We start from the raw sequence: 9,082 nt of genomic DNA on the forward strand, positions 1-9,082 counted from the left end.
AAGAGCAGGCAGTTCACAGTCAGGGCGAAGACGTGATAGAGCGGCAGCGCGGTGACCACGAACTCCTTGCCACGCTCCAGCATGGGGCCGTAGACGCCGAGGCACTGCTCGACGTTGGCAATCATGTTGCGATGGGTCAGCATGGCCCCTTTGGAGAGGCCGGTGGTGCCACCGGTGTACTGCAGAAAGGCGAGATCGTCGTTGGTGATCTCCGGCTTGATGTACTGCAGGAAACGCCCCTTGGAGAGGGCCTGACGCATGGTGGTGGCGTGGGGCAGATTGTATTTCGGCACCAGCTTCTTGACGTACTTGACCACGAAGTTGACCAGGGTGCCCTTGGCCAGCCCCAGGTTATCCCCCATCCGGGTCAGGATAACGTGCTTGATCGGGGTGTCGTAGACCACTTTTTCCAGGGTATGGGCGAAGTTGGAGACGATGACGATGGCTTTGGCACCGGAGTCCTTGAGCTGGTGCTCCAGCTCGCGCGGGGTATAGAGCGGGTTGACGTTGACCACGATCATGCCGGCGCGCAGGATGCCGAACACGGCGATGGGATATTGCAGCAGGTTAGGCATCATCACCGCAACCCGATCCCCTTTCTCCAGCTTCAACTCGTTTTGCAGGTAGGCAGCAAAGGCGCGGGACTGCTCTTCCAGCCGGCGGTAGGTGATGGTTTGGCCCATGTTGACGAAGGCGGGCTGATCGGCAAACTGGGTCACCGAGGATTCGAACATCTCGACCAGGGAGCTGTATTGGTCTGGATTGATCTCGGCGGGGACCCCTTCCGGATAACGTTTCAGCCAGACTTTTTCCACAAACTTCTCCTGCATAACTAGCACCTGTGCGCTCACTGTGTTGCCTCCGTCCCGGTTCACATCCATTTTAATCGGTTGTTTTAAGCTGATGCTCTAATGCCGCACATATTTACACAGCGCAACATCAATTAACAGCAAATTAACAACAGAAAAATGTGAGGGAGAAAACAAACCTGGAATTATTGAAAGCTTGCGATTCTACCGAACTTGACAAAACTTTACGATACAAACGGCCGTATCAACCGAATTTTCCATATGAAAATGGTGGTTTCCACCCAATATGACCCGTTCGATCTGCTGGAAGGTATCCTGACGGGCCTGCCATTGGGCTTCAAGCGCAGCAAAGCCCTGCTCCCCCTGAATCAACAGCACCGGACAACGGATAGCCGCCATCAGCGCCCGAGCCTGCCCTTCGCTCATTCTCAGGGGCGACAGATCCCGCAAACGGGGATCGCTGCGCCAGTGCCAGCGCCCTGCCCGCTCTTCAAGCTGCCGCTCACAGATAAGACGCGCCGCCTGTGGCGTGATATCCGCCACTTTGCAACGGGCGGCGACAGCCTCATCGATGGAGGCAAAGCCGTTGGCACTGCGCTCCCGGGTGCGACTGCGGTTTAAAATCGCACGTCGCAGCTGGGCAGGTACCTCCTCATCGGGTTGGCTCAGCGGCCCCAGCCCCTCCAGCATGATCAACCGCTCCACCTGTTCGGGGAACACCCCGGCATAGGCAGAGGCGATCAACGCCCCGAGGGAGTGACCGAGCAGAGTGAAGCGCGACCACCCTGCCGCCTGCACGATCTGGTAGAGATCGTCCAGCCAGTCGACAAAGACATAAGGGGTGGTTTTGTGATCGGAGTGACCGTGCCCCGGCAGATCGACACAAATGAGGTGAAAATCCCCTAGATGCGGCGCCAGCGGCAAGAAGCTGGCACTGTTGTCGAGCCAGCCGTGCAGGGCAATCAGCAGGGGTTTGCCCTGCTGAGCCTGATCCACGAGTTGATTCTCAAGCAGGGCCACCTGCCGACCATCAGCCAAGGTGAGCAGACGTTCGTACAGAGTACTCATCATGGGGTTGATCATGGCCAGCCTTAGCGACGCAGCGGCCGTCTCGGCCAGAAGGGATCATAGAAGGGGTCGTAGAAGTAGGGGTCCATATAGCGCACCTCCACCTCCTTGACTGGCGGCCACAGCTTGCTGCCCGTCACATTGAGCACCGAGAAGCGGTACTTGTGCTCGCCAATCTGGCTATCAACCGGTTGGCCTATGGTGCCAAGCACTGTCAGGCTGCGCCCCTTGGCGTAGAGGGTCGGATCGACAAAACCCTTCATGATGGCCAGAAAACGGCCCGGGCTCTGCTCGGTCTGCTCCGGCACACCGTTGGATTTAAGCGGCAGATAGACCACTTCAATAACGCTCTGATCCGCCTTGTTGTGCACCGCCGAGATAACGCCGCTCCAGCGGGCCGGTTTGCCCTCCATTCCGCCAAGGGCTGGCTGATAGGCCACCAGCTGGTTTTCTGGCTCATAGGCCAGCTCCTTGGGGACCGAGCTGCAGGCCCCGAGCAGCAGGGCCAGCGCCCCGACCACCATAGTGCGTTTCATCATGTCGCTTCTGGTATTACGCATCATGTCACTCTCCTGTTGCCGGCGTGGCCCGTCGGGCCACCCGCTTTTATTGCAGCTGATGAGCGGCAAGAGCGACATGCTGTCAGTGCTCCTGCCCTTATTCGCGACCCGGCAGTTTTTTCCAGGTCACCTTGTCACGCAAATAGACCGGCGTCGCTTGTTCAACCGGCACCGCCTCCCCCGCCAGCCAGGCGGCGCGGGCCAGCGGCAGCATGTCCTCTGCCGCCGGGAAGCGCACCTGACTCTCCGCCAGCTCATCGGCCAGACCACTCAGGGTCTCGCCATAGGTTTCAAAACCGGTGCCGACGCAGGTCACCCGACCCGCCAGCTTGCCACGGACGTCAACCAGTGCCACGGGTTCGCTCACCACCTCGTCGCCCACCAGTTGCATGCGGCCATCAATCAGCTCATAGCGGCCGAAATAGACTTCGTTCATCCGCGCATCAATGGCGGTCAGCACCTGCTCGGCGCCATCCAGTCGATAGGCGCCTTGCGCCATGGCGGCCAGGGTCGAGATACCGATCAGCGGCACACCCGCGCCAAATGCCAACCCTTGCGCAACGCCAATGCCGATCCGCACGCCAGTAAAGGAGCCCGGGCCGCGACCGAACGCGATGGCGTCGAGGTCACTCAAACTTATCCCGGCATCGTCTAACACAGCCTGAACCATGGGCAGGATTTTTCGGGTGTGATCCCGTGGCGCCTCCTCCCAACGGGAGAATAGCTTGTCACCCACCAGCAAGGCGGCGGAGCAGGCTTCGGTGGCGGTATCTACGGCCAGGATCTTCAACTCGTTCATGCTTTCCAATCTCTATAAAATCAGTCAATTACATAACCGGCAAGCGAGATATGCTCACCCGTTGTTCAAATCTGTTATCTAGCGGCAAACTTATTCACCGCGTTCAGTGCGATCGAAAAAGCTCCCCAGCGTCCCCAACTCCCGGGTGCGAGGGATGGCAGGCAAACTCTTGATAAAGGTGGCGCCATAAGGCTTGTTGACCATTCGTGGATCACAGATAACCAGAACTCCGTGATCACTGCGATCACGAATAAGCCGCCCCACCCCCTGTTTGAGGGCAATCACCGCCTTGGGCAACTGCAGCTCGGCGAAGGGATCACCCCCCTTGAGCTTGCAATCATCCACCCGCGCCTTGAGCAGCGGATCATCGGGGCTGGCAAACGGCAGTTTGTCGATGATAACACACGACAACGCCGCCCCTCGCACGTCGATCCCCTCCCAGAAACTGCTGGTCGCCACCAGCACGGCGCGGCCATTCTCGACAAACTCCTTGAGCAGCCGCTGCTTGTTGTCCTCCCCCTGCAACAAGACGGTACGGCCAATCTCCCGGCGCAGCACCTCGGCTACCTGACGCATCACCTGATGGCTGGTACAGAGGAAGAAACAGCCCCCCGGCGTCTTGTTGATGAGCGGGATCATCAGATTGGCCAGCTGCTCGCCACGGCCAAAGGCATTGGGCTCCGGCAGATAGCGGGGCACACAGAGCCGCGCCTGCTCGCCATAGTCGAACGGACTGTCGAGGATCAGCTCGGCGCTGCCCGCCAGCCCCAGCTCGGCCTTGAAGTGGTCAAACCGCATATCCACCGTCAGGGTGGCGGAGGTGAAGACCCAGGCCACTTCCGGTCTTTGCACCTCGGCACTGAATCGCTCGGCCACCGACAGCGGCGTCAAATTGAGGGTAAAATGAAGCCGTGAGCAATCGTACCAGTAGGAGAAACCGGTCTGGTTGACCGCCAGTACTTCACCCAGGCGGGTGCGCAATTCACTGATGCGCTCGAAGGCGTGATCCAGCTGCTCGCCACGGCCGAGCGCAAGTTTCAGCACTTCGTAGCAGAGCCCGATGGCATCGTTAAGACGAGCCAAAGCCTGCCCCCAAAGCGGCTGGCGCAGCATGTCGCGGGTATTGCCGCGACCGCCATCCACCCCGAAGGCCAGACGCAGATCCTGACTGGCGATAGCGAGCCGGTCCGCCGCCTTGCCGAGCTGGGCCATGTCGTGGGCCTCTGCCCGATAGGCCAGCTGGATATCCTGCGCCAGATCCTGAATTGTTCGGCTGCCCACCGATTTGCCGAAGTAGTTGGTGGCGATCTCCGGCAGCTGGTGTGCCTCGTCAAAGACATAGACTTGCGCCTCCGGCACCAACTCGCCAAATCCGGTGTCTTTCACCGCCATATCGGCGAAGAAGAGGTGATGATTGATCACCACCACCTGGGCATCCATGGCGCGGCGTCGGGCCACCACCAGATGGCAGTCGTCGTAATAGGGGCAATCCCGACCGAGGCAGTTGTCGTTGGTGCTGGTGACGTGGGCGAGGATCTCCGCGTTCTCCTGCAATCCCGGAATATCCCCCACATCGCCGTTATCGGTAACGGTGGACCAGGATTTGACCTTCACCAGATCGTTGAGAATTTCAGGCTTTTGCAGATGGGATTCGCTCAAGAGCCGGTTCATCCGCTCGATGCAGAGATAGTTGCTGCGCCCCTTGAGCAAGGCCACCGGCGGGGTGTAGGAGAGAGCGCCTGTGATGGTCGGGAGATCCCGATAGAAGAGCTGCTCTTGCAGGTTCTTGGAGCCGGTGCTGATCACCACCCGCTTGCCGGACTCCAGCGCAGGCACCAGATAGGCGTAGGTCTTGCCGGTACCGGTCCCCGCCTCCACCAGCAGACGGCCACCACTCTTGATAGCGCGCGCGACCGCTTCGGCCATCTCCAGCTGGGGAGCGCGGGCTTTGAAACCGTCGATATGGCTGGCCAGAGGGCCATCTGGCTTGAACAGGGTCTGGATGGTCAAAAGGGCGTCCCGCAGCAAAAGCGGCCATTATGCCAAAAGCGCAGCAAAAGCGGGACAGATAATCTGCCTAGACGAACAGATCGATCTGATGCTCGGGATCCGGCTTGTGATCGCCCTCTTCCGCCTTGGGCTGATCACGCTTGGCTGGCGTGTTATATGCTTGCTGGCGCTGCTGGGAGTCACTGTTGTCAGTGCTGGTCTTGCGCAGCTGGTGCTTTTTGCTGATCTGATTCACTTCCCGCTTGATCTCTTCGCTACCGGGCGCAGCAGGCGCCCGGGGCAAAATGGGGAACAACAGGTCCTGGCTGGGCATGATGGCGACTCCTGCAGGGGTTATTGTCTAGTTATCGACCAGAAAACCGTTTTCGCCACTTTAATCGATCAAATCACAATTTCGGGTTGCATTTTCTGTCAAGGCAGGTAGTTTAAATCAGTCGTCAATTACGACATCTTATTTTGTAAAGGATTGATTACATGAAGTTCACCACCCTGAAGACTCATCACCACCATCATCATCCCGACTAGTCTTTCAGGAGGTTGACTGCTGGAAGACACTTAACTGGTGACTTCCAAAAGGACCGCAAGATTCATAAACCCTCGGAAGCACCCACTTCCGAGGGTTTTTTCGTTTTTGACTAGAAGGAAATCGAGCAATGGAAACACAACGTCTGCGTATCGCCATGCAAAAGTCCGGTCGTCTGAGCCAGGACTCCCAAGCCCTGTTCAAGAGCTGCGGCCTCAAGATCAACCTGCGCGAGCAGCGCCTTATCGCCCATGTCGAGAACATGCCCATCGATATCCTGCGGGTGCGTGATGACGATATCCCGGGGCTGGTGATGGAAGGGGTAGTAGACCTTGGCATCATCGGCGAGAACGTGCTGGAAGAGGTGCAGCTTATTCGCGCCTCCCAAGGCCTCCCCTTCGAGGTCAAAACCCTCAAGCAGCTGGACTTCGGTGGCTGCCGCCTCTCGCTAGCGGTGCCGGAAGATGTGACCTACACAGGGCCACAAAGTCTGGCGGGCAAGCGCATCGCCACCTCCTACCCCGGGCTGCTCAAGCGCTTCTTTGACGAAAAGGGTCTCGGCTTCAAGAGCGTGATGCTGGGCGGCTCGGTGGAAGTGGCGCCCCGCGCGGGCCTGGCCGATGCCATCTGCGATCTGGTCTCCACCGGCGCGACCCTTGAAGCCAATGGCCTGAAAGAAGTAGAGGTGATCTACCGCTCCAAGGCGGTACTGGTACAGGCCCCCAACCCCTTGTCCGATGCCAAGCAGAAGCTCATCGACAAACTGCTGCCCCGCATTCAGGGGATGCAGCAGGCCCGCGAGAGCAAGTACATCATGCTGCACGCCCCCAAAGACAAGCTCGATCCCATCACCGATCTGCTGCCGGGTGCCGAGCGCCCCACCATCATGCAACTGGCCGGTGACACCAATCAGGTGGCCCTGCACGTTGTCTCCAGCGAGACCCTGTTCTGGGAGACCATGGAGCAGCTCAAGGCTCTGGGTGCCAGCTCCATTCTGGTACTGCCCATCGAAAAAATGATGGAATAAGGAAGGGATATCATGCAGACCCTGATCTGGAAGACCCTCTCCCCCGCCCAGCAGGCCGACGTGCTGACCCGGCCAGCTCTCAATGACGAGGCCGATATCGGCGCCGTGGTGCGGGATATCATCGCCGCGGTGCGCAGCCGTGGCGATGAGGCCCTGCGCGAGCTGAGCCTGCGCTTCGAACGCGCCCCCCGTGAGCAGTTGCGCGTCAGCGAGGCCGAAATTGAAGCTGCCTGCGCACGACTGGATGACGAGATCAAAAGCGCCATCGAAGCGGCCATTGCCAATATTCGCACCTTCCACGCCGCGCAAGTGCAGCCAGTAGTACGGGTAGAAACCCAGCCCGGGGTGGTGTGCGAGCTGCGCACCCAGCCCATCAGTCGGGTCGGCCTCTATGTGCCGGGGGGCAGCGCGCCGCTCCCCTCCACCGTGATGATGCTGGCTATTCCGGCGGCTATCGCCGGTTGCCGTGAAGTGGTGCTCTGCACCCCGTCCCCCGCCAGCGACGAGATCCTGTTTGCCGCCCGCGCCTGTGGCGTCGAGAAGGTGTTCGCCATCGGCGGCGCCCAGGCAATCGCCGCCATGGCTTACGGCACCGAGAACATTCCCAAAGTGGACAAGATCTTCGGCCCGGGCAACGCCTATGTGACCGAAGCCAAGGGCCAGGTTTCCCGCGACTGGCGCGGCGCCGCCATCGACATGCCCGCCGGCCCCTCCGAGGTGCTGGTGATCGCCGACGAGAGCGCCAACCCGGCCTTCGTGGCAGCGGATCTGCTCTCCCAGGCCGAGCATGGCCCCGACAGTCAGGTCGTGCTGGTGACCACCTCGCCGCTGCTGGCCGATGCCATCGCAGGGGAGATCAAGAGCCAGCTGGCCAAGTTGAGCCGCCGCGACATCGCCGCGCAGGCGCTCGGCAGCAGTCTGGTGATCCTCTGCGACGATCTGGCCGAGGCGTGCGCCATCTCCAACGCCTACGCGCCGGAGCACCTGATTGTGCAGACCCGCGCTCCCCGTGATCTGCTGGATAAGCTCGAGAACGCCGGTTCCATCTTCCTCGGAGCATGGACGCCGGAATCGGTCGGCGATTACGCCAGCGGCACCAACCACACCTTGCCTACCTACGGCTATGCCCGTACCTGCTCGAGCCTGGGCCTTGCCGATTATCAGCGCCGCTACACGGTGCAGGAGCTAAGCGCCGAAGGTATTCGCGGCCTTGGCCCAATTGTCGAGCGTATCGCCCAGGCCGAGGGGCTCGATGGCCACAAGAATGCCGTCACCCTCAGGTTGAATGCCCTGGTCGCCGCGCCCCAACCAACAGCACAGCAGAAGGATTTGTCATGAGCATTGCCAATCTGGCGCGCCGCGTGGTGCGGGCCCTCACCCCCTATCAATCCGCCCGACGTATCGGCGGCAAGGGCCACGTCTGGCTCAACGCCAACGAGGCGCCGCAGGCCTATCCCTTCACTATCGAGGGAAGCCGCCTCAACCGCTACCCCGAATGCCAACCGGCCGAGGTGGTGAACGGCTATGCCGCCTATGCTGGAGTCAATCCGGAGCAGGTGCTGGTGAGTCGCGGCGCCGACGAGGCCATCGAGCTGCTTATTCGCACCTTCTGCGAAGCGGGTGAAGATCAGATCCTCATCTGTCCGCCCACCTACGGCATGTACGCCATCAGCGCCGAGACCTGCGGCGTCGGTATCGTCGAGCAGCCGCTCACCGCCAGCCGCCAGCCCGACTGGTCCGCCATCGCGGACCGTCTGTCTGATGTGAAACTGGTGTTTCTCTGCTCCCCCAACAACCCTACCGGGGATCTGGTGGGACGTGACGGTCTCATCGCTTTGCTGGAAAAAGCCCGGGATCGCGCCATCGTGGTGGTGGACGAAGCCTATATCGAGTTCTGCCCAGAAGCGTCCGTAGTGGACCTGCTGGCCCGCTTCCCCAATCTGGTGGTAACCCGCACCCTCTCCAAAGCCTTTGCCCTGGCGGGGATCCGCTGCGGCTTTACGCTGGCAAGCCCCGAGGTGATCGCCATGCTGGCCAAGGTGATCGCCCCCTATCCCATCCCCGAGCCCATCGCCCAGATCGCGGCGCAGGCCCTCTCCCCCATGGGGCTGGAGCTGATGCGCGAGCGCGTGGTAGAGCTCAACAAGCAAAAAGCCGCCTTCAAGACAGAGCTGGCCAAGCTTGCCTGCGTTAAAGCGGTGTTCGAGGACAAGGGCAACTTCGTGCTGGTGCGCTTTGTGGATGGCGCAGCCGTCTTTGCTGCCATGAAGGCCGCCGGCATCATAC

At 60.5% G+C, this 9,082-nt stretch carries 9 protein-coding genes and 1 other annotated feature; of the genes, 3 read left to right on the forward strand and 6 right to left on the reverse strand.

Annotated features, from left to right (window positions below):
* From AACS18_RS23425 to AACS18_RS11965, 6 genes are all read right to left on the reverse strand, one after another.
* A partial coding sequence (locus AACS18_RS23425) for an AMP-binding protein (RefSeq protein WP_374956607.1) occupies nt 1–830 on the reverse strand: 830 nt, incomplete at its 3' end.
* 183 nt (nt 831–1,013) lie between these two features.
* Nucleotides 1,014–1,880, reverse strand: coding sequence for an alpha/beta fold hydrolase (locus AACS18_RS11945; protein WP_108612383.1), 867 nt, complete (start codon nt 1,878–1,880; stop codon nt 1,014–1,016).
* Nucleotides 1,881–1,900: 20 nt separating this feature from the next.
* Complete coding sequence (locus AACS18_RS11950) at nt 1,901–2,416, reverse strand: Slp family lipoprotein (protein WP_019446435.1); 516 nt, start codon at nt 2,414–2,416, stop codon at nt 1,901–1,903.
* A 118-nt stretch (nt 2,417–2,534) separates the two neighbouring features.
* Complete coding sequence (tsaB, locus tag AACS18_RS11955; protein WP_181363268.1) at nt 2,535–3,236, reverse strand: tRNA (adenosine(37)-N6)-threonylcarbamoyltransferase complex dimerization subunit type 1 TsaB; 702 nt, start codon at nt 3,234–3,236, stop codon at nt 2,535–2,537.
* 90 nt (nt 3,237–3,326) lie between these two features.
* On the reverse strand, nt 3,327–5,246 hold the full coding sequence (locus AACS18_RS11960) for an ATP-dependent DNA helicase (protein WP_108612379.1): 1,920 nt from the start codon (nt 5,244–5,246) through the stop codon (nt 3,327–3,329).
* Between the two features lie 67 nt (nt 5,247–5,313).
* Nucleotides 5,314–5,559 (reverse strand): hypothetical protein, encoded by a 246-nt coding sequence (locus AACS18_RS11965; protein WP_047440092.1) that lies wholly within the window; start codon nt 5,557–5,559, stop codon nt 5,314–5,316.
* A 187-nt stretch (nt 5,560–5,746) separates the two neighbouring features.
* Nucleotides 5,747–5,875: a sequence feature (His leader region), on the forward strand.
* Nucleotides 5,876–5,899: 24 nt separating this feature from the next.
* Between AACS18_RS11965 and hisG the strand changes: the two genes are divergently transcribed.
* The 3 genes from hisG to hisC form a co-directional block, all read left to right on the forward strand.
* On the forward strand, nt 5,900–6,796 hold the full coding sequence (hisG, locus tag AACS18_RS11970; RefSeq protein WP_108612380.1) for an ATP phosphoribosyltransferase: 897 nt from the start codon (nt 5,900–5,902) through the stop codon (nt 6,794–6,796).
* Nucleotides 6,797–6,808: 12 nt separating this feature from the next.
* Nucleotides 6,809–8,134, forward strand: coding sequence for a histidinol dehydrogenase (hisD, locus tag AACS18_RS11975; RefSeq protein WP_108612381.1), 1,326 nt, complete (start codon nt 6,809–6,811; stop codon nt 8,132–8,134).
* Nucleotides 8,131–9,082 (forward strand): histidinol-phosphate transaminase (gene hisC / locus AACS18_RS11980; RefSeq protein ID WP_108612382.1); only part of this gene is annotated, 952 nt, incomplete at its 3' end. The genes hisD and hisC, both read left to right, overlap by 4 nt.

This window comes from Aeromonas sp. HMWF015, from assembly GCF_963878965.1.
Lineage (GTDB): Bacteria > Pseudomonadota > Gammaproteobacteria > Enterobacterales > Aeromonadaceae > Aeromonas > Aeromonas veronii.

Bases quoted from the DNA above. Each gene is read 5' to 3' on its own strand.
- hisD (WP_108612381.1), top strand. From the start codon at position 6,809: ATGCAGACCCTGATCTGGAAGACCCTCTCCCCCGCCCAGCAGGCCGAC.
- tsaB (WP_181363268.1), bottom strand. From the start codon at position 3,236: ATGAACGAGTTGAAGATCCTGGCCGTAGATACCGCCACCGAAGCCTGC.
- AACS18_RS11945 (WP_108612383.1), bottom strand. From the start codon at position 1,880: ATGATGAGTACTCTGTACGAACGTCTGCTCACCTTGGCTGATGGTCGG.
- hisG (WP_108612380.1), top strand. From the start codon at position 5,900: ATGGAAACACAACGTCTGCGTATCGCCATGCAAAAGTCCGGTCGTCTG.
- AACS18_RS11950 (WP_019446435.1), bottom strand. From the start codon at position 2,416: ATGATGAAACGCACTATGGTGGTCGGGGCGCTGGCCCTGCTGCTCGGG.
- AACS18_RS11965 (WP_047440092.1), bottom strand. From the start codon at position 5,559: ATGCCCAGCCAGGACCTGTTGTTCCCCATTTTGCCCCGGGCGCCTGCT.